Below are 21941 nucleotides of genomic sequence, written 5' to 3'. Positions count from 1 at the left end.
GATGTTTTTTTTGAATAAATTTATATATAAAATATTTCTTACAATTTTATTAATAAGTAATATTTTATATGCAAACGACATATTAAAATCACAACCACAAATTATTTTTGAACTTGATAAGTTAGATGAGTTAGAAGTATCAAATGAGTTTAATAAAGCAGTTTTACTCTTTAATAAACAAAGATATAAAGAGGCTTATGATATTTTTGAGAAGACAAAAGTAGTGTATGAAATACCATCTTTATTAAATATGGCAATAATACTTTTAAAAGATAATAAAAAAGAGGAAGCAATAACTCTTTTTTCTGAAATATACTCAAAAAAATCAAACTTATTAAATGAACCATATGCTTTTATAGCCTCTTGTTACTATCTATTTACTCTTACTTCAGATGATAAATATATGATAGATTTGGTAACCATTTTTCAAAATAGCGATAAACTAAAAAATCAAAGTGAGATTATATTAAATATAAAAGATATTATTTTAGAAGAGCTTGCAAATAGATATTTAATGGTAAAAGATTATGATAATGCTTTAGGGGCTTTAAATGCTATGAGTTATTCACTTGATTTAAAAAAAGCTCTTGTATATATTAAACAAAATAATCTACTACGAGCTGATATAATTTTAAAAAAATTAATTGATACCCAAAAAGATGAAAATAGATTAGATGAGATATATTGGTTTAGTGTCTTTGTAAATTTAAAACTAAATAAACTGGATGATGTAAAAGAGATTTTAGAGAAGATAAATAAAAGAGGAAGTGACTATAAAGTACATATAAATTTACCTTTTGAAATATATTTTAATAAAGATTTATACTCATCAAGTGATTATTTAAAATCTATTTTAAAATTTGATGAAGAGAGAAAATTAGACTACTTGTACTATTTTGCACCATTTGTCTTCTCTGATTCAAAAGAGTTAATGTATGATACTGTAAAAGGTATGGTATCAAAAGATAAAAGTAGCTTAGAGAGTCTCGAGGCTATGTTTAACTATAATATAAATTTTATAAAAGCTATTAGAAATGACCCTTTTGTAAGAATAGATCAATTAAAAAATGAGTTAAATGAAAACTCAAAAGCATACAACTACTATAATTTAGCACTAGCTTTCGCTCAAATTAAAGATTTATCAAATGCATATAAATATTTTGAAAAAGCTTACAAATTAAGTCCAGGTAATAAGTTATATGCTGTTATGTATCTAATAACATCAAATAAAGTTTCAAAATCAATGGATGATAAGCAAAAAGAGTTGATTAAAGAGAGAATAAAAAGTAGTGATGGATTGTATAACTACTTTGCAAAAGAGTTATATAGTATTTATGTTGATATAAGCTTTGAAAATAAAGAGGAACCATATTTACAAACTACACTATTTTTTAAAGCTTTAGATTTTCTAAAAAAGCTTGAAAATAACGAATATGTAGCAGATCATCCTCTTTTAATAGAGTGGGAAAAAGACTCTTTTATATATTTACTAAAATTAGTTCAACAAACAAAAACTGAAGATGATTATAAATATTTTTCAAGAATGCAAGATACAATACCATTAAAATATAATAATAATTTTTTAAATAGCTCTTTAATAACTTCACTTTACTATATTGATATTTTAAAAGCTTTAGGTATATTTAGTAGAGCAGATTTTTATATACCAAAAGATAACTCTCCTTTATATTTACTTACAAATGCTTATTCAAGTCTATACTTAAGTAAAGCTAATGAGTCTATAAACATATTAAATAGATTAAAAAATGAATATAATATTGAAAATAGATTTACTATGTATTTGCTTGTTGCATCCTATTTAGAAGCTCAAAGAAGAGAGGAAGCTTCTATTCAAATTACACTTATAAAAGCATTTTATAATGATACAGATACAGATTTTTTAACAGCTATTCAGCTGATTCAAACTTTAAATATTAATGCTGCAATACAGTTTTTAAATAAAGCATATAACAATCAATTTATAAGTTTTGATATTATTGGTTTTGATGAATTTATGCTCTCTTTATAGTACTATTTGAAAATTTTTGTTATAATAATTTCAATTTTCTTTATTCAAGGATAACAAATGGAGATAGGACGAACTGCACAAATTGATTTAGCAAAAGAGAATTACACTTTAAAATCAAAAGAGGTTAGTAGTGTTGATGAAAAAGAAAAAGTTATAGAGGATGAAGAGTATAAAAAAAATCTACCTATAGATCCAAATAGTAAACTAAATGAAGTTATATTAGATAATGTACAGTTTGGTTACAATAAAGATTCACAAGATTTTTTTGTAAAAGTTACAAGAGGTAGCATTGAAAATAAATATCCTACGGAAGATATGATGAAGATAAAAGCTTTTTTAATTGAAGAGCTTCAAAGAACATTAAAAAATTAATATAAGGCATATAAATTGGCATCAGATTTATCACAAGTATTTAAAAATGAACTTACAAATACATTAGAGCAACTTTTAGGAAAAAAAGCTAAAGTTGAGGGAATAAAAAAGTTAGAAGATCTTTTAGAATCATCTTTTATTGAGTGTGATGTAAAGGTTGAATTTAAAGATATAAAAAGTGGAATTACATTTTTTATCCCAGCCTCTAGTGCTACTAAATTTGAATATCTTATGTTAGGTGGAATGGGAGATTTAAAACAAGATATAGATGATGAGACTACTGATGCTGTAAATGAGATAGTTTCAAATATCTCTGGAAGTTTTGCAACAGCTTCAAATGCTCAAGGTTTAGCTGATATATCGGGAGTTAAAGTTGAAATAAAAAGTATAAAGGTAGTTGATGTAGCTGTTTTAAAGGATAAAGAGTTATATATATTTAATACAACTTTAGATGGCGAGCAAAATCCAGTTATTTTATCTTTTGATAAAATAATATCTCCATTTTTCTCTTCAATAACAGGTGCAAAAGAATCAGTTAAGAGTTCATCTGTAGCAGCTGAAGCTCCTATTGTTGCACAAAACTCTAAATCTATGCAAACTATATCAAATCCTTCAAAAAATTTAGAACTTTTATATCATGTTAAATTAAAATTAAGTGTTAGATTAGGATCAAAAATAGTTTTATTAAAAGATATTTTAAGATGGGATGTTGGTGAGATAATTGAGCTTGAGCAGATGGTAAATGAGCCTTTAGAGATTTTAATAAATGGTGTAAAAATTGGTGAAGGTGAAGCTGTTATTGTTGAAGGAAAATTTGGTATTAAGATAAGAAGAATAGTAAATGAAGATTTGCAACTAGATAAAATAGGACTCTAATATGGAAATTAATACAAGTAATTTATACAACAAAGATATTCTACAAACAAATAAATTTGAAAATATTAATCAAGATAAACTAGGCCTTGTAGAAGATAAAAAATTAAGAGAAGTAAGTAATGAGTTTGAAGCATTTTTTTTAAATCAAATTTTATCAACATCTCTTCAAGGAAACAACTCAATTGCTGGAAGTGGTGCTGGAAGTGATATTATAAAAGGGATGTATTTAGAATCAATTGCAAATCATAGTAGTGGAACTTTTGGAATAAGTGATATGTTATATAACTTTTTATCACAAAATAATAAAAAAGAGCAGGTACTATAGATGGTAGATAATATTTTAAATAGTATGAATGAAGAGATAAAAAGTTTAAAAGAGGCAATTATTCAAGATATTGCTGATATTAAATTAGGTAAAAATGAAGAACTTTTTAAAAGAAATGAGGCAAAACATAATATCATAAATGAGATTATGCAAAAAAAAGTAGATTTAAATAATGAACTTGCAAAGTTAATACAAGCAAATTTTGATGTAAATATTTATAGAGAAAAAGTAGATTTTCTTGAAGAGAATTTAAAAGAGCTTTACGAATTAAATAAGAAATTAGCAAATATCGTTTTACCTATTCAGCAGATGTATAAAGGATTAGTAGAAGAGGTTAGTCAAAAAGCGGGGGGACAGATTTTTGATATTAAGGCTTAGTTTTTTAAGTTTAATATTCTTTAACTCTCTTAGTGCAATAACAGTTTTAGTAACAAAAGATGCAATAAAACTTGATGAGAAAATAACAATTTCTAAATTGGAAGAGAAAGAGTATGAAAGTGTCTCTAGAACTTGTACTCCTATGACAAAAAAAGAGATTGAAGATGGTGAGTATATAGCAACTCATTATATAAATAAAAATAGTGTTCTTTGTTTAAGAAGTGTGAAGTTATTTGAAGATTACACAATTATATTTAATTTTGGCGGAGTAAAAATAGAGAAAAAAGGTAAAATAATCTATGAAAATGATGAGTTTATAAGATTTAAAAACCTTGATGGACAAGTAGAACAGATATATAAAGATGGAAGATTAAGATGAATAAATACTCATTTTTGGGAGAAACACCAGCAGAAGCATTAAGAGAAGCACAAAAAAAGTGTGGTGAAGATGCAATAGTAATATCTACAAAGAAAGTTGAAGGTAAAACTCCTTATGATAAAGGAATGTATGAAGTTGTTGTTATGTTAGAAGATGAGACAATCATGCAAAATAAAGAGTTTACAAAAGTAGCTATTACAAAAGCAAGTAGTCATGATAATCAACCATTAAAAGCTCAAGTTTATGATTATAGAGAAGAGATTTTAAAGATGCAAAATCTTCTTGAGCAAGTTCAAAAAACTCTTTGGAAACCAAAGTCTCAACTTTTTGATTTAACTATTCCACCTGAATTTATTGATATTTATACAATATTTGAGAAAAATGAGTTTGATAGTGAGATGACTTACTCTATTATGAAAAAAACTATAAAAGAGTTACCTGTTGCACTAAAAGTAAACTCTAAAAAGGTAAATGATTTTTTCAAATTAATTTTAAGAAAAGTGATACCTATAAAAATAGAATCACCCCTTAGAAAAGAGCAGAGAAAAATAATGATGATGGTTGGACCAACTGGTGTTGGAAAAACTACAACAATTTCAAAATTAGCAGCAAGATTTGCATATAAAATGGAGCAAAATTATAAGGTTGGAATTGTAACTTTAGATACTTTTAGAGTTGGCGCAATAGAGCAACTTCAAGCATATACAAATATCATGAGAATACCTTTAGAAGTTGTAAAAAGACCAGAGGATTTAAGTGAAGCACTTTTTAGATTAAGAGAGTGTAGTTATATTTTTATAGATACAGCAGGTTCAAGTCAATATGATATTGATAAAATAGAGCTTTTAAATGAGTATAGAAAACAAGTTGATGAGTTGCCAATTGAAAAGACATTGGTACTTCCATCAAATGTAAAACATAGCGATTTATTGGAAGTTTATAAAAACTACTCAATTTTAGATATAGATAATTTAATCTTTACAAAACTAGATGAGACAAGAAGTTTTGGAAATATTATAACATTTGCTCATAAGACAAAAAAAGCTATAACATACTTCTCTGTTGGACAAAATGTTCCAGATGATTTAATTCCAGCAGATGCAACATTTTTAATAGAGTGTTTTATGAAGCAAGAGTTTATTAGGAGTTAATAATGCTAGATGAAAAACTATCTCAAGCAAAAAATCTAATAAATCTTACAAAAAATATTGAGGATAGAGTAAATACAAAAACAAAACTTTTAACAGTAACATCTGGTAAAGGTGGAGTTGGAAAATCTACTTTTAGTGCAAATTTGGCATATTTTTGCTCCTCAAAAGGTTTTAAAACAGCAGTTTTAGATGCTGATATTGGTTTGGCAAATATGCAAGTTTTATTTGATATTAGACCAGAACTTACTCTTTTTGATTATGTAAATGGTAAAAATAGTTTACAAGATGTCATATTGGAGACTAAATATTCAAATTTATATTTAATTGCTGGTAAAAGTGGTTACCAATATAGTAATACAAATAGTAGTTTTGTTTTTTCAAGATTGATAAATGATATTTTAGCTTTAAACTATTTTGATATTTTAATAGTTGATACAGGTGCTGGATTAAATGATTATGTAAAAGAGTTTTTGCAAGTATCTACAAATATATTAGCAATAACATCAACAGATCCAAGTGCTTTAACTGATGTTTACTCACTTATAAAACTTTTATCATTAGATAAAGATGAGTTGATGTTATGCTTTAATCATACAAGAAGTGATAATATTGGAAAAAATGTTACTAACTCTTTAATAACTCTTGCTAGAAAAAATAGACTAAAAGAGAATTTTATGATAAAATATATAGGAAACATTCCAAATAGTTCTATGATATCATCTGTTGCTAGAACTAGAAAACTTTTTTTGAAAGAGTTTCCAAGGGATGATGTATCTATGCGATTTGTTGAAGTTGCAAAAAATATTTTAAGAAATCTTAAATAAAGGAATAGCTTTGGTAGTTGAAAGATTTTCTCAAAATCTAATAAATACTGGAATTTTTAAGCTTTATGTTGCAGTTGGATTTTGTGCAACCTTAATATTTTTTATTTTAAATAGCCAACTTTTTGCACCAATAGAGATAGTTTTTGGTGCTATTCTTGTGACTCTTTTTTTAAGAGGAGCTTCACATATTATTTTTTCTTTTATAGTTAGAAACTTTAGTTTAGATAAAAAAGTAGAAGATTTTGATATTAAATATAATGAAGAAAAAATAGGATTTTTATTAAATAAATTTAAAAGCGAAGATTATGTTGAGGAAGATGAGTTAGAAATTAAAGAGAAAGAGATTGCTTCTGAAGTAAACAGTTCTCAAAATTTAGAAGAGAATAAATAAAAGGAATAGAGTATGCAAATAGGTTCAGTAAATTTTTTAAATCCACTTGAACAAGTGACAGGAAATGCTGTAGATAGTGCAACAGCAACAAATCAAGTAGATAGTAACTATGCAAATAAATCTTTTAAAGATTTACTTCAAAATGCAGTTGATGATGTAAATAATACTCAAATACAAGGTTATAACTCAATGAGAGATATTGCAACTGGTAAGGTTCAAAATCTACAAGAAGCTGTTCAAAGAATTGAAGAGGCTGAACTTAGTTTGAAACTAGGATTAGAGGTAAAAAATAAAGCTTTAAATGCATATAAAGAGATTATGAGAATGCAAGTTTAGGTTTAGGAGGATTATATGGGATTTTTTGATGGATATAATGTAGCAACTTCTGGAATGAGTGCTCAAAGAACAAGAATCAATGTAACAAGTGCAAATATTGCAAATGCAAAAACTACTCATACAGCTGAAGGTGGACCATATAAAAAGCAAGTTGTACTTTTTGAAGATGTACTTTTAGCAAACAAAAATAAAAAAACAAACTCAAATGATATTGAAGTTACAAACTCTACAAATTCGGAGTTAAGTCTTAGAGCAGTAGGAGTTAAAAAGATTATAAAATCAGATGCTCCTCCAGTTTTAAGATATGATCCAACACACCCAGATGCAAACGAAAAAGGTTATGTTGCATATCCTGATATTAATCCTGTTGTTGAGATGGTTGATTTAATTGAAGCAATGAGATCTTATGAAGCAAATGTTACAGCTTTTAATACTCACAGAGGAATTGATACAAAGACTCTTGATATATTAAATGGAAATTAGTAGTTAAATGACAACTTTAATAGATTTATCTTCTCAAGCTAGTGAATCAAATGGTGATAATAAAGCATCTAATAACTTAAAAAATGATTCTATAAAAACTGCACCAAGCTTATTTGATACACTTTTAAACAGTGTTAAAAATAATCAAGAGCTAGAAAATAGTGAAAATAAAAATCTTGAACTTAAAAATAAAAATACAAAAGATAATATAGTAACTGAGCAAAATATCGAAAACAAAGCAGATATTTTACTAGATGAAGATATTTCAAATAGTGCTGAAAATAGTATTAAAATAGATTTAGATGATGATAAAACAACTGATTTTGAAAAAGTAGAAAAAGAGGATAAAAATTTAGAGTTAGATATTAAAAAAGATAATAAATCCTCAAAAGATAATAATAATTTTGTTAATAAAAATAGCTTATTAGATAGAATGATTTTAGAGGTAAAAAATAGTGATAATACTCAAAAAAGAGATTTAAATATAAGAGTAGAAAATATCTCTAATAATTTTGATAATAGTATAAAAGGTGATACAAAAAAATCTCAAACAGATATTTTAAAAATAGATAATCAACAAGAAGAACAATTTTTTTCTAAAGAGCTAAGTTTAGATAATACAAAAGAGTTAAAAACTCTAGAGGATGGTATAGATAATTTTGAAGATAGTTTAAATATATCTAAAGAGATTAATAAAGAAGATAGTGTATCAACTAAAATAGATAATCAAAAAATTGATGAGCTTGTTATTGAAAATAGTAAAGATGAGGTAATAAAAAATAGTACAGAAATTTTTATAGAAGATACTATAAATAAAGATAATTTAAAATTAGAAGAAATATCAAAAGATTTAAAAGAGAATGAAAAGAGTTCTCTAATGGATAAATTAATAGAAAAAAATAGTTTAGTAGTAGAAACAAATAAAACAAATAGTGTTATTTTAGTTGAAAATAAAATAGAAAAAAACATAACAGAAGAACCAATTATAAATGATTTAAAATCTTTAGAAAATAAGCAAGTTGATTCTATATTAGTAGATTCGCCTAAAAAAGGTTTAGAAGAGCTTAAAAAACCTAGTTTAATGGATACTTTAATATCTCAAAATAGTAATCAAAATAGTAATCAAAATAGTGATAAAAATTTGGAAAATTCAAATAAACTTACAGATATTGAAATAAGTTCCGAAAAAATAGCTAACAATAAATTTGTTAGTGAAGAGATAAGTAGAGTTGAAAAGCAACTTTTATCTAATAAAAAAGAGGCAATAAATATTTTAGAGAGTGCTAAAAGTATTGAAGATATAAAACATAGTGCTCAAATTTTAGATTTAAAAGCAAGTGAGCTTGAAGTATCAAAAGAGATAACAAAAGATAGTTTAAAAAATTTAGAGCTTGAAGATAAAAAGAGTTTAGAGAGAAAAACTATTTTAAATACACTTTTAAATGAAAAAAATATAAGAAGTGTTGATGTTAGAAACCTAATAACAAACTCAATTGAAGCTTCAAATGCACTTTTAGAAAATAGTCTAAATATAGCAGATGATGTTACAATTGATGTAACAAACTCTTTAACAAATCAATTTTCAGCAAAAATTGTTGCAGCAAGACAGCAAATGTCATCTATGATGTCTGATATTGCAAGACAGATGTATGAAAATTATAAGCCACCTGTTACTGCTTTTAGAATAAATATTAATCCACAGGATATGGGGACAATTTCTGTTTTAATGAAGCATGATAGACTTAGTGGTTTAAATATTACTCTTAGTGTTTCAAGTTTAACAACTCTAGAGCTCTTAATGGAAAATCAAAATATGTTAAGAAGCTCTTTAATAAAAACTTTTAGTGACTCTTCAAGTTTTAATTTAGATTTTAATCAAGGAGATAATAACTCATCTTCAAAAGAACAATCTTCAAATAAAAATAGACAAAATAGTAGCAAAGATACTCAGACTATATTAAAACTTAAAGAAGAAAATAGAGATTTTGAAGATAAAAATGATTATATGTAATGGAAGAATTTTTCTCTTTATTAAACTCTGCTGTAGTTTTTAAATTTTTATTACTTTTTGCAAGAGTTGTATCTTTTGTTGCTTTTATGCCAGTTTTTGGACATGCTGCTATTAGTGTAACAATAAGAGTAGCATTTGCTTTTTATTTAGTAATTTTTCTATTTCCTTTTGTTGGTGAGTTTGAGTATATAGATGAGAATAGTTTTATTCTTGCACTTTTAACTGAGATTACTTTAGGATTTATAGCTGCGATGCTATTTAATGTTATGTTTTCAGCTGTTAGAATTATTGGAGAGTTTGTAGGATATGCAACAGCTCTTTCTATGGCTATGATGTTTGATCCAGCAACTGGTTCTCAAGAGGGTTTGGTTTCAAAACTTCTTTTTTGGATAGCATTAATGGTTTTTTTTCAAGCAGGACTTTATGAATCTACTCTTGTAATGTTAGCAAAAAGTTTTTCAATGGTTCATTTGGGAGCTTTTAATATTTTTAGTTTTAATGGAATAGAGATAGCCATTAGTGAAATTTCAAGAATGTTTGCTTTTGCATTTATTTTTGCTTTTCCTCTATTTTTTATCGGATTTATTATGGATGTATATTATGGTTATGGTACAAAATCGATGCCAGCATTTTCACCATTTATTATTACATTTCAGTTAAAGTTTGCTTTAATATTTATATTTTTAATATTTGGTTTAGAAGTTTTAAATGAGGCATTTGTAAACTATTTTATTGATAAGTTTGAATAAGGATTTTTATGGCTGATGATGAAAAAACTGAAGAACCAACATCCAAAAAATTAGAAGATGCTAGAAATGAAGGTAATGTTGGTAAATCTATAGAGGTAGTTGGTGCTGCTGTTTTAACTTTGGGATCAATTTATCTAATATTTTTTTCAGATCATCTCTTTTTTGAAATAAAAAAGACAATGCAATATATATATGGATTTATGACTGAAGAGTTAACAAGCGCAACTTATTTTACAATTACCTATGCAGTATCAATGACTTTAATGAAAGCATTAATGCCTATTTTTTTATTTATCTTCGTAATAGCACTAATAGGAAATTGGATGCAGTTTGGTTTTTTATCAACTCCACTAAAATTTGATTTACAAAAGTTAGATCCTATTAAAGGTATTAAAAATGTTTTTAGCTTAAAAAAAGCATTAGAGGCATTAAAATTAACACTAAAATTAACAATAATTGTTATTGTAATGTTTGTTTTGTTTGCTTTAACATATGAAGATTTTTTAGGAATGATGGATAAAGAACTTAATGCTACCATAGATATAATTATTGAGTTATCAATTATATTTATCTTTACAATTCTTTTTATTATCATAATATTTGCTATAATAGATTTCTATTTTTCTAAACACTATTATATAAAATCTTTGAGAATGAGTAAGCAAGAGATTAAAGATGAGTATAAGAATATGGAGGGAGATCCTCAGGTTAAAGGAAGAATACGAAGAATTCAGATGCAAATGGCTCAAAAAAGAATGATGAGTAGTGTTCCTGAAGCTGATGTTGTAATAACAAATCCAACACACTACGCTGTTGCATTAAAGTATGATAGTAGTAAAAATCAAGCTCCAATTGTTATTGCAAAAGGGATAGATTTTTTAGCTCTTAGAATAAAAGAGGTAGCAAAAGAGAATAGTATCACGATAGTTGAAAATCCAGCATTGGCAAGAGCTTTGTATGATCAAATTGATTTGGATAGAGAGGTTCCAAATGAGTTTTATAAAGCTGTTGCAGAGATTTTCACATATATTTATGACTTAAAGAAGAGAAGGTAAAATTTGAGAGTTTTTTTTATTTTTCTATTGCTTATTAGCTTTTTAGATGCAAATAGTAGAGATTTTTATTATAGTTTTATAGGTTCTCAAGGTAAACAAATACCAGAATCAACTAAAGAGCAAATTTTATCAACTCTTGATGGAATTGATGAAGCAAGAGAGCTTTATTATGAAGGAAAACCAAAAGAGGCTTTTGAAAAAATTGAAGAGATAAAAAATAGTAATAAAATATCTATTTTAAAAACAGATATTTTACTTTTATATTCAGAGTTAGTTTTGAAATTTCAATCAAAAAAGATATTAAATGATGCAACAAATGAGTTGGAAAAAGCTGTAAATGATGGAACTGTAAATCAAGAAAATCTACTTCAAGCATATTTGCTTTTGGTTGAATTAAAACTTTCAATAAATAGGATTGATGAAGCTAGATATTACTCAAAAACTTTAGTGGATATATTTGATACTCAAAAAGCTAAAATAAGAGGTAAAATTTCTCAATCAAAAATATATAGATATCAGAAAAATTATCAAAATGCTGAAAAGGTTTTATATGAAGCTTTAAATTTAACAAATGATAGAAATGAAGCTTCAAATATTGCAAATGAACTTTTTGATCTCTATTTGCTTTCTGGTAAAACAGACGAAGCAAGAAGTGCTATGGAGCAAATTTTAAATCTAACACCATCTTTTTATTCAAATGATTTTATATTAGCAAATAGCAAAGCTGATATGCTTTTTAAAATTGGAATGGATGATTTGGGTATAAAAATTTTACAAGATATTATTCTTAACTCTAAAAATAGTGATATTTTGAATAAAACTAAATATAAGTTAGCAAATATTTATCTTAATTTATATAAAAGAGGTGATACAACTTCTTTGAATATTGCAAAAGTTTTATTAAAAAGTTTAGTAGATGGAAATAAAGAGGATCCTTTATATAAAGATTCAAAAATCTATTATGATGAGATAAAAATGAGAAAAAGAGAGGTTGAACCAACTGAAATTTCACATGAATATACTCAAGATGAGACAATGCAACAAAAAGCTATATTGCAAGAGTTCTTAAACTATAGCGATGATAAAAAGTATGAAGATATAGTAAGAGGTAAAGATATCTATAAAAAAATTCCAAAATCGATACAAAAAAGATTTGATATAAATAATCTTGAAGATATGATTGATAGTGCTTATTTAGAGCTAATCAAAGATTATATTGCAAAAAAAGAGTGTGAGAAATTAAGAAGCTTATTAAAAGATACAAAAAGAGATATATTTGTACAAATTTTAAATGATGAGCTTTTAAAAAATGGTTTAATAGCTTGTATACAAGAGAAACCTGATGAACAAACTTACGAGCAGTTAAAAGATATTTTAAAAGAGACAAAAGATGAGAATATATATTTTGTTTTAGAGAATATTGCTTTTGGAATAGGAAAGATTGATGATGCTGTTTATTACTCTTCAAAAATCTCTAATAGTAAAAATATTGAGCTTTTAAAGGATGAATTCTTTACTAAATATCAGGTTTTAAAAGAGAAAAATGATTTTGTTCTTTTTGATAGATTTTTAAAAGATAATTTAAAGAATAATTCAATTGTTGAAGCAAATTCAAATAATCCTATGATTATAGATTTTTATTATGATTTATATATGTATTTAAAGAAGATAAAAGATGAAGAAGGTGCTAATAAAACTCTTGAAGATTTAAATAATTTTCAAAATAGTTTTAAAGTTTTTGTATATTCACCAGTTGTAGAACTAGAGTTAGCAAAATTAGCAAAAGATAGTAAAAACTATGAGCTAGCTATAAAAAATCTAAAAGATGCTCTTTTGCACACAAGAAATATAAAAAAAGAGGATGAAGTTAGAGTTTATTATGAACTTGCAAATTTATATCAAGAGCTTAAAGATAATGAAAATAGATTTGAATTTTTACAAAAGTGCAAGGATATAAAATTAGAGGATAATTTATATAAAACAATGTGTGAGAGTATGAATTGAATAATTTAGATGATATATTAAATAAAATCAACTCATCAAACTTAAATATTGCTTTTGGAAGAGTTACAAATATCTCTTCAATAACACTTAGTGCAACTGGACTTGATGTTGCTGTTGGTGATATTGTAAGAATTGAATCAGAACAGAAACTTTATTCTGTTTTAGGAATGGTTACAGTGTTAAATGCTAACTCATTTATTGTAGTTCCTTTTTCATTTGTTGATGGATTTAGGGTAAATGATAAGGTTTTTTTACAAAGAGATGGACTTAACATAAAGTGTGGTAATGGACTTTTAGGAAGAGTTGTAAACGCTTTGGGTGAGCCTATTGATGATAAGGGAAAAATAAGAGATATTGATACAAGTTGCCCTATAAATAAAGAGAGTATATCTCCACTTGAAAGAGGAATTATAGATAAAAAATTTGCAACAGGCGTTAAAGCAATTGACTCAATGCTAACTTGTGGAAAAGGTCAAAAAGTTGGTATTTTTGCTGGAAGTGGAGTTGGAAAATCTACACTTATGGGAATGATAGTAAAAGGTTGTGAAGCTACAATTAAAGTAATAGCATTAATTGGTGAAAGGGGTAGAGAGATACCTGAATTTATTCACTATAATTTAGATAATGATTTAGAGAATACTGTTATTGTAACTGCAACTTCAGATGAATCAGCTTTGATGAGAAAATATGGTGCATTTACAGCTATGGCAATTGCAGAATATTTTAGAGACAAAGGTCATGATGTTCTACTTATGATGGATAGTGTAACAAGATTTGCTATGGCTCAAAGAGAGATAGGGCTAAGTACTGGAGAGCCACCTGTAAGTCGAGGTTATCCGCCATCTGTTTTTGCACTTTTACCACAACTTATGGAGAGAGCTGGAAATAGTAGTAAAGGCTCAATTACAGCTTTTTTTACTGTTTTAGTTGATGGAGATGATATGAATGATCCAATTGCAGATCAAAGCAGATCTATTTTAGATGGACATATTGTATTAACAAGAGATTTAACAGAGCAGGGTTTTTATCCCCCAATAAATATATTAAAATCAGCCTCTAGGGTTATAGACAAGGTAGTTACAAAAGATCATTATAATGATTTTTTAAAGTTAAAAAGAGTATTATCTCTAATAAAAGAGAACGAAGTTTTAATTAGAGTTGGTGCATATAAAAAAGGTGCTGATTTAGAACTTGACAACGCAATATCAAAAAGGGAAAAAGCAAGAGAGTTTCTTACTCAGGGAACTTTAGAAAACTACTCTTTTGATGAGATTGTCGCAAATTTAAAAAAGGTGTTATTATGATATCTGGTATAGATTCAACAACATATAGATTAGGAAATTTGGATAAATATCAAGCAAAATTAAATTTTCAAATGAGTGGAAAACAGCTTCAGTACGGAAGTGATGACTCTGTTACTTTTGGAAGATTGGTTCATACTCAAGATCAAATAAGATTAAATGAGGGTATAGTTAATCAACTAAATAGAGCAAAAGTTTTAAACGATAATTCAGATAGTACTATAAACGAAATCAAAAAAATAATGGATAAAATAAATGAGGAGCTTATTAAGGCAAATACTTCAACAACAGGAGTTGAAGGACTAGAGGCGATTGCTCAACAATTAGTTGGTTATAAACAAAGCTTAATGGATTTAGGAAATACTCAAACAGAGGGTCAATATCTATTTGCGGGAAGTGATGCATCTGTAAAACCCTTCTCAATGGATACAAATGGAAAAGTAACATACCATGGAGATTCACAATTGAGAAAAATGGCAGTAGATGATGGTTCGTATCATGACAGAGGAGTTAATGGTATTGATATTTTAACTTTTGTTGCAAATACAGCTTATGCAAATGGAACATTAACATTTAAAGAGGGTGATAAAATTGTTGATCAAGATGGAAATGAGTGGGTTTTAGATACAGCGACAAACCAGATTGAAAAGACTAGATGGGATGGTTCAAAAGAGATTTTAACAGCAGTTCCACCAGTTCCACCAGCTTCAGAATATACTGTAGATTTAACAGCTTTAGGTGATGGTATTAGATTTGATGCAAGAAGAAACACTTTTGATATGTTAGATGATGCTATTAAGAGTTTAAGAGGATTAGATGACTTAGGAAATCCAGCATTTCCAGCTGATGAGGCTGCTAATTATGCTTTTAGAAGAGAGGGAATCTCTCAAGCTGTTGATGATATAAAAAAAGTTTACGATGCAGCTGTTATAGCTCATGCAGATTTGGGTGGTAGAAATAAAACTTTTGAAACTGCTTTGGATAGATTAAGTTCAAAAATTGTTCAACTTAATATTGTAGATACGGAATTAGGTAGTTCAAATTTAACAGATGTTGCTATGCAACTAAAGTCTTTAGAAATTTCATATACAGCTATGTATTCAACGGTAAATAAAACATTTGAATTATCTTTAGTTAATTTTATGAGATAAGTTAGCTAATTTAGTGATATATGAAATTTAGTCTTAAAAATTTATTCTCTAGGGATTTAATTGCAGTAGCACTGTTTTTATCAATGCTTGCAATTATAATTGTACCTTTAAGTCAAACAGCTATTGACTTTTTTATATCACTATCTTTAGCTTTGTCATTTCTTATACTTTTAATATCTTTATATATTCAAAAACCAGCTGATTTAACAACTTTCCCAACACTTTTATTAATACTTGTTATCTTCAGACTTGCACTTAGTATTGCAACAACAAGATCAATTTTAAGTGAAGGTCATAATGGTCCTGAAGCTGTTAGTACAATAATTAGTGCATTTGGTGAGTTTGTTGTTGGTGGAAACATGGTTATTGGAATTGTAATATTTATAATATTAGTTTTAATAAACTTTATGGTTGTAACAAAAGGGGCAACAAGGGTTGCTGAGGTTACTGCTAGATTTACACTTGACTCAATGCCTGGAAAACAGATGGCTATTGATGCTGATTTAAATGCTGGATTTATTGATGATAAAGAGGCACAAATTAGAAGAAAAGCACTTATAACAGAAGCTAACTTTTATGGGGCTATGGATGGATCTTCTAAGTTTGTAAAAGGTGATGCCATTGCTGGTATTATAATTACAATTGTAAATATTATTGGTGGTCTTTTAATTGGAATTTTCCAACATGGTTTAAGTGCAGGAGATGCTTCAAATATATATACAATTTTAACAATTGGTGATGGGCTTGTAAGCCAAATTCCAGCACTTTTAACATCAACTGCAACTGCTATTATAATAACAAGATCAAATACAGATGAAGAGAGATTTGCAACAAGAGCTGTAAACCAATTAATGAAAGATACAAAATCTTTGATTTTAGTTGGTATTGGGCTTATTCTTTTCTCATTAGTTCCAGGCTTTCCTACAGGTATTCTATCTTTTATGGGAATTTTATTAATAGCTTTAGGTTATACAATTATAATGATTGATAGAGGTGATGATAATATTGTAACTAGAATGTTTAAAGCTCCAGTTGCTAAAAAAATTGAACAACCAGCTGAACTTAAAGAGCAGAAGAGAAAAGAGGCTGCTATGGATGAGAGTCAAAGTATTGAAACAGTTATGAAGCTTGAAGTTTTGGAGTTGAAGCTTGGAATTAGACTTCTACAACTTGTTCAAGGAAACTCTGAGCTTCTTGATAAGATAAAAGCAATTAGAAAAAATATTGCTAGTGAGCTTGGATTTATAATTCCACAAATAAGAATCTCAGATGATACAAATCTTGGAGCAAATGAGTATCAATTTTATCTAAAAAGAATACCAATTGTAAAAGGAAGAATTGAAGTTGATAAACTTTTAGCAATGGGTGGATTAGCAAACGAGAAGCTAAATGGTATAAAAGTTAAAGAGCCAGTCTTTAATTTAGATGCAATTTGGATAGCAAAAGAGTTAAAAGAGGAGGCTTTAATGAAAGGCTTTACAGTTGTTGATGCTCCAACAATTATCTCTACTCACATATCTGAAATTATTAGAAAACATGCTGAAGATATTATAACTAGACAAGATATTGTTGATATTATTGATAGATTGAAAAAAGATTTCCCAATTGTTGTAGAAGAGGCTATGAAAGTTGCATCTTATGGAAGTTTATTAAAAGTTTGTAAAGATTTACTTCATGAAAAAATACCAATTATTGATATGCTAACAATCATTGAAGCAGTTGCAGATATTGCTGAGTTTACAAAAGCTCCAGAGATTTTACTAGAGCATGTTAGAGCAAAGCTATATAGACTTATTACTCAAAAATATAAAGATAGTGATGGAGTCTTACATATAGTTACAATTAAACCAGAACTTGAGCAACACTTTATTAGTAAGCTTCAAGATAATCATGGAGCTAGTCAATTAATGCTTAGTATCGCAGAAATTAATAATCTTGTAACAAAAACAAAACAGCTAATTGATAGTGTTGAGAAAAAAGGTTTCTCAAAAATAGCTATGGTTGTTGATCCAGTTTTAAGAAAAAGAGTCTCTGAGATATATGAGAAATTTGGGATGGTAATTCCAGTTTTATCTCATGCAGAGCTTGATTCTAAAGCAAATTTTGCTATTGAAGGAACTTTAGAGTTCTAATCTTTTTTATACTTTTTAAGGAATTTTTTGAAATACTATTTTACTTTTTTAAGAGATAATCCAATTATTAGAGGACTATCTTTAGTTAATTTTATTGGATCGTTTGGTGCATGGTTTTCTACAGTTGCAATATATACAATGGTTGTTGATTTTGGTTCAAGTGAACTTGCAATTGCTATTGTTACAGCTATGCATTTTTTACCAGCAATTTTAATAGCCCCTTTTAGTGGAGCAGTTATTGATAGAGTAAGAATAAAACCTTTAATGGTTACCTTGCTCTTTATAGAACTCTGTATGACAGCCTGTTTTTTATTGATTTCAAATGCTAGTGATTTGTGGTTACTTTTAATAATTATATTTATACGAATGAGTGCAGCTTCAATGTTTTTTTCAAGTGAAATGTCGCTTTTAGCAAAATTGGCAAGTGGAAAAGAGCTTCAAACTGCAAATGAGATTCAATCAATTATTTGGTCTTTTACATATGCAGTTGGAATGGCTGCTAGTGGATTTATTGTAAATTTATATGGAGTTAAAACAGCTATTTTAATTGATGTTATTATTTTTATATTAGCATTTATGGTTTTTTTACCAATTAAAATAAACTTAGAGTACAAAAAAGTTGAAGAGAAAATTTTAGAGTTAATGCTTGATGGTTTCAGATATATTAAAAAAAATAAAATTATTTTGCATCTGATTTTTCTTCATGCAAGTGTTGGATTAACATCTTATGATGCACTAATTACAATTTTGGCAAAAAATGAGTACAAAGAGTTAATTGCAGTTCCTTTAGCAATTGGATTATCAAATAGTGTAAGAGCAGTTGCGCTTATGATTGGACCACTATTTTTAAATAAGATTATAAATAAATCAAATCTTCAATATCTACTTGCATTTCAAGGTCTTACAATTATAGTTTGGGCATTTGTGCAAAGTGATTTTTATCTATCACTTGTAGCACTATTTTTTGTAGGATTTAGTACAGCATTTTTATGGTCATACACTTATGCTCTTTTACAAAATTATTGCGATAAAAAATATATAGGAAGAGTGATTTCATACAATGATATGTTTTTTATGTTTGTTAATGTTTTAACAACTTTGTTTATAGGTTTTATGGCACATATTATAACTACAACGCTGATTACAGTTTGTTTAGGATTTGCATTTATACTTTTTGCTTTTTACTATACTAAGATAAAAGCATTAATATCTTAAAATAAAGACAAAATTTCAAAAGGAATATTATGGTACTTGATTATAAAAATGTAAATGATTTAGATAGATACAAAATCATGTCTGGAAGTATAGTTCCAAGACCAATTGCATGGATTGTTACAGAAGATGATGGAGTTTTAAATGCAGCACCTTTTTCATATTTTATTCCAATCTCTACAAATCCAGCACTTGTAATTGTGGCAATTGGGAAAAAAGATGATGGAAGTTTAAAAGATAGCTTAGCAAATATTCTTAAAACAAAAAAAGCAACTATCTGTTTTCCAAACAAAGAAAATGTAGAACTTGTTCAAAAGTGTGCAACACCACTTTGCAAAAGTGAGAGTGAAATAGAGAAGTTTCAAATTGAAGTTAAAAAAGAGTTAGAAGATTATCCACCAATGATAAGCTCAACTCAAACAGCACTTTTTTGCAGCTATTATGATACATATAAAGTAGATGGGGATACAACACCTGTTATTTTAAAAATAGATTATCAATTTATTGAAGATAGCAGAATTAATGAAAGAAACCATACAAAAATAGATAGTATTGGAAGATCTGGAATTACTTTTAAAGCTATGGTAGATTTATAATTTTGCTAAGTTTTATACTTAGCAAAAACTATTTTGCACTTTTTATAAAAGCACTTCCTAAAACTCTATCTCCATCATAAAAAACAGCCAACTGCCCACTAGCAACTCCAAAAGCTGGTTCTTTTAATTTTATAATTGCTTTATCATTAATAATCTCAACATCACAAGGAGTTGTTGTTGACCTATATCTTAGTTTTACACCACATGAGAATTTTTTATCATCAATATAGAGATTAAGCTCTTCTCCAACAACTTCATTAACTTCTAAAGCTGGTTTTTTTCCTACAACAATAGTGTTGTTTTTTGGATTTAATTTTAAAACAAAATGAGGCTCTTGAGCACCTTTTACACTAAATCCTTTTCTTTTTCCAATTGTATAGTGTGCATAACCTTTATGTTTTCCTACTACATTTCCATTTTCATCTAAAACATCACCTTCTATATCTATATTTGCATGTTTTTTTACAACATCAGTATAAACTGACTCAACAAAACAGATCTCTTGAGACTCATTTTTTTCAGTTATCTTTTTATATGCAACATCTAAATTTGCTCCAAGTTTTATGATGTCCTCTTTTTTATAGTTACTTAGTGGAAACATCATATAAGCAAGTGCATTTTTTGGAACTTGCGACAGAAAATAGCTTTGATCTTTTGATAAATCATCTGCAACATAGAAAAAGTTACCATCAGTTTTTACATAGTGACCAGTTGCAAGAAATGAAGCTCCTTGCTCTTTCGCAAAATCTAGCATTGCACCAAATTTTATCTGTTTATTACATTTTACGCATGGATTTGGAGTAGTTCCATCTATGTAAGAGTTTACAAAGTAGTCATAAACCTCTTTTTTAAATTTTTGCGATAAATCTAAAATATGGTATTTAATACCCAAAAATTTTGTAACTCCATCAATATAACTTAAATTTGATTCATGGTAACCATCTGTTCTATTATGAAGTTTTAGATAAACTCCTTCAACTTCATATCCCTCTTTTTGTAAGATATAAGCTGTAACTGATGAGTCAATTCCTCCACTCATTCCTACCATTACTTTTTGTTTACTCATCTTTTACCTTTTTATTTGTAAAAACTTATAAAGCCACCACCAAGACAATAATTACCAGAGTATAAAACTAGACTTTGACCTAGTGTTACAGCTCTTTGAGGATTATCAAACTCAACTACTACTGTTTCATTATTTGCCTCAACTACTGTACAAGCTTGTTTTTGTTGTCTATATCTAACTTGTGCCATTAGTCTATCCCCAACTTTTGGTGTCTCTTCTAATACCCAGTGCATCTTTTTTGCTTCAACTGTTTTACTCATTAAAAGAGGATGATTTGTATCTTGAACAATAGTTAGTGTATTATTTACTACATCTTTAGAAGCTACAAACCAAGGTTTGTGGGTGTTGTTTTCATTTTCATTGCCTTTAACTCCACCAAGACCTATACCTTTTCGCTGACCCAATGTGTAACATACTAAACCTTTGTGCTTTCCTAAAACCTTTCCATTTTCATCAATAATATCACCTGGAATTGCTTTAAGATGTTGAGTAATGAACTCATCAAATTTTTGATTTCCAATAAAACAAATTCCAGTGCTATCTTTTTTATCACTAACTGGTAAATTATGAGCTCTTGCTATCTCTCTAACCTCTTTTTTTGTTAAATCTCCAAGTGGAAACATAGCATGAGATAGTTGTTCACTTGATAGTGCATGTAAAAAATAGCTTTGATCTTTTGAACTATCTTTTGGAGTATCTAGTACAAAATGATCTTTGTATTTTGCAATTTTTGCATAGTGACCAGTTGCAATCATCTCTGCACCCATTTTTTTTGCTTCATTTAAAAATACATTAAATTTTATCTCTTTATTGCACAAGATATCTGGATTTGGGGTAAGACCTTGTTTTAAACCCTCTAAAAAAATATCAAAAACTCTATCTTTGTACTCTTTAACAAAATCTTTTCCTAATACTTCAATACCTATTAATGCACCAACTTTTTTTGCATCTTCAAACTCTATACGATTAGGACACTGGCTACCTTTTATTCCATATTCCCAGTTTCGCATAAATAGTCCAACAACATCATATCCTTGTTGTTTTAACAATAAGGCTGTAACAGATGAATCAACTCCACCTGACATTCCTACAACTACTTTTTTATTTTTGTTCATTTTTT

At 27.5% G+C, this 21941-nt stretch carries 22 protein-coding genes; 20 read left to right on the top strand and 2 right to left on the bottom strand.

What is annotated here, in order from left to right:
• Position 1 precedes the first annotated feature (1 nt).
• Genes CRU94_RS06045 through CRU94_RS05950 form a run of 20 tightly spaced genes read left to right on the top strand, consistent with a single transcriptional unit; the run spans position 2 to position 19755 of the window.
• Positions 2-2029, top strand: coding sequence for a hypothetical protein (locus tag CRU94_RS06045; protein WP_258237418.1), 2028 nt, complete (start codon positions 2-4; stop codon positions 2027-2029).
• Positions 2030-2086: 57 nt separating this feature from the next.
• The gene (locus CRU94_RS06040; protein ID WP_129105897.1) at positions 2087-2401 is read left to right on the top strand and encodes a flagellin; all 315 of its coding nucleotides are present in this window, start codon (positions 2087-2089) and stop codon (positions 2399-2401) included.
• Between the two features lie 15 nt (positions 2402-2416).
• Positions 2417-3277, top strand: a complete 861-nt coding sequence (locus tag CRU94_RS06035; RefSeq protein WP_129105896.1) for a FliM/FliN family flagellar motor switch protein — start codon at positions 2417-2419, stop codon at positions 3275-3277.
• A gap of 1 nt (position 3278) precedes the next feature.
• A complete protein-coding gene (locus CRU94_RS06030) occupies positions 3279-3602 on the top strand; it encodes a hypothetical protein (protein WP_129105895.1) in 324 nt (107 codons plus the stop codon).
• The gene (locus tag CRU94_RS06025) at positions 3603-3980 is read left to right on the top strand and encodes a hypothetical protein (RefSeq protein WP_129105894.1); all 378 of its coding nucleotides are present in this window, start codon (positions 3603-3605) and stop codon (positions 3978-3980) included.
• Entirely contained in the window at positions 3964-4359 is a 396-nt protein-coding gene (locus tag CRU94_RS06020; RefSeq protein ID WP_129105893.1) for a hypothetical protein, read from the top strand. Before CRU94_RS06025 ends, CRU94_RS06020 begins: the two co-directional genes overlap by 17 nt.
• Positions 4356-5510 (top strand): flagellar biosynthesis protein FlhF, encoded by a 1155-nt coding sequence (gene flhF, locus CRU94_RS06015; RefSeq protein ID WP_109065640.1) that lies wholly within the window; start codon positions 4356-4358, stop codon positions 5508-5510. The genes CRU94_RS06020 and flhF overlap by 4 nt, the downstream gene beginning before the upstream one ends.
• Positions 5511-5512: 2 nt before the next feature.
• On the top strand, positions 5513-6334 hold the full coding sequence (locus tag CRU94_RS06010) for a P-loop NTPase (RefSeq protein ID WP_129105892.1): 822 nt from the start codon (positions 5513-5515) through the stop codon (positions 6332-6334).
• A gap of 10 nt (positions 6335-6344) precedes the next feature.
• Positions 6345-6725: a hypothetical protein gene (locus CRU94_RS06005; RefSeq protein WP_258237417.1), complete on the top strand. Its 381-nt coding sequence runs from the start codon at positions 6345-6347 to the stop codon at positions 6723-6725.
• 12 nt (positions 6726-6737) lie between these two features.
• Positions 6738-7061, top strand: coding sequence for a flagellar hook-basal body complex protein FliE (gene fliE, locus CRU94_RS06000; RefSeq protein ID WP_129105891.1), 324 nt, complete (start codon positions 6738-6740; stop codon positions 7059-7061).
• Between the two features lie 15 nt (positions 7062-7076).
• Positions 7077-7544: a flagellar basal body rod protein FlgC gene (gene flgC, locus CRU94_RS05995; RefSeq protein ID WP_066160488.1), complete on the top strand. Its 468-nt coding sequence runs from the start codon at positions 7077-7079 to the stop codon at positions 7542-7544.
• Positions 7545-7551: 7 nt separating this feature from the next.
• Positions 7552-9555 carry a flagellar hook-length control protein FliK gene (locus CRU94_RS05990; RefSeq protein WP_129105890.1) on the top strand — a complete coding sequence of 668 codons (2004 nt, stop codon included), beginning with the start codon at positions 7552-7554 and terminating at the stop codon, positions 9553-9555.
• A complete protein-coding gene (locus tag CRU94_RS05985; RefSeq protein WP_129105889.1) occupies positions 9555-10304 on the top strand; it encodes a flagellar biosynthetic protein FliR in 750 nt (249 codons plus the stop codon). Before CRU94_RS05990 ends, CRU94_RS05985 begins: the two co-directional genes overlap by 1 nt.
• Before the next feature lie 8 nt (positions 10305-10312).
• Positions 10313-11359, top strand: coding sequence for a flagellar biosynthesis protein FlhB (gene flhB, locus CRU94_RS05980; RefSeq protein WP_129105888.1), 1047 nt, complete (start codon positions 10313-10315; stop codon positions 11357-11359).
• A gap of 3 nt (positions 11360-11362) precedes the next feature.
• Positions 11363-13363, top strand: a complete 2001-nt coding sequence (locus tag CRU94_RS05975) for a tetratricopeptide repeat protein (protein WP_129105887.1) — start codon at positions 11363-11365, stop codon at positions 13361-13363.
• Positions 13360-14667, top strand: a complete 1308-nt coding sequence (gene fliI / locus CRU94_RS05970) for a flagellar protein export ATPase FliI (RefSeq protein WP_129105886.1) — start codon at positions 13360-13362, stop codon at positions 14665-14667. Before CRU94_RS05975 ends, fliI begins: the two co-directional genes overlap by 4 nt.
• The gene (flgL, locus tag CRU94_RS05965) at positions 14664-15815 is read left to right on the top strand and encodes a flagellar hook-associated protein FlgL (protein ID WP_129105885.1); all 1152 of its coding nucleotides are present in this window, start codon (positions 14664-14666) and stop codon (positions 15813-15815) included. Before fliI ends, flgL begins: the two co-directional genes overlap by 4 nt.
• A 20-nt stretch (positions 15816-15835) precedes the next feature.
• Entirely contained in the window at positions 15836-17947 is a 2112-nt protein-coding gene (gene flhA / locus CRU94_RS05960) for a flagellar biosynthesis protein FlhA (RefSeq protein WP_129105884.1), read from the top strand.
• A gap of 27 nt (positions 17948-17974) precedes the next feature.
• Entirely contained in the window at positions 17975-19162 is a 1188-nt protein-coding gene (locus CRU94_RS05955; RefSeq protein ID WP_129105883.1) for an MFS transporter, read from the top strand.
• 29 nt (positions 19163-19191) lie between these two features.
• The gene (locus CRU94_RS05950) at positions 19192-19755 is read left to right on the top strand and encodes a flavin reductase family protein (RefSeq protein ID WP_129105882.1); all 564 of its coding nucleotides are present in this window, start codon (positions 19192-19194) and stop codon (positions 19753-19755) included.
• A 28-nt stretch (positions 19756-19783) separates the two neighbouring features.
• Here the strand turns inward: CRU94_RS05950 and mnmA (CRU94_RS05945) are convergent, their stop codons facing one another.
• The gene (gene mnmA / locus CRU94_RS05945; RefSeq protein ID WP_129105881.1) at positions 19784-20821 is read right to left on the bottom strand and encodes a tRNA 2-thiouridine(34) synthase MnmA; all 1038 of its coding nucleotides are present in this window, start codon (positions 20819-20821) and stop codon (positions 19784-19786) included.
• 11 nt (positions 20822-20832) lie between these two features.
• Positions 20833-21936 (bottom strand): tRNA 2-thiouridine(34) synthase MnmA, encoded by a 1104-nt coding sequence (mnmA, locus tag CRU94_RS05940; RefSeq protein ID WP_129105880.1) that lies wholly within the window; start codon positions 21934-21936, stop codon positions 20833-20835.
• Between the last annotated feature and the right edge of the window lie 5 nt (positions 21937-21941).

Origin of the sequence: Arcobacter sp. AHV-9/2010, from assembly GCF_004116575.1 — a bacterium.
Taxonomy (GTDB): Bacteria; Campylobacterota; Campylobacteria; order Campylobacterales; family Arcobacteraceae; genus Aliarcobacter; species Aliarcobacter skirrowii.
This window is presented reverse-complemented; position numbering and strand designations above follow the sequence as displayed.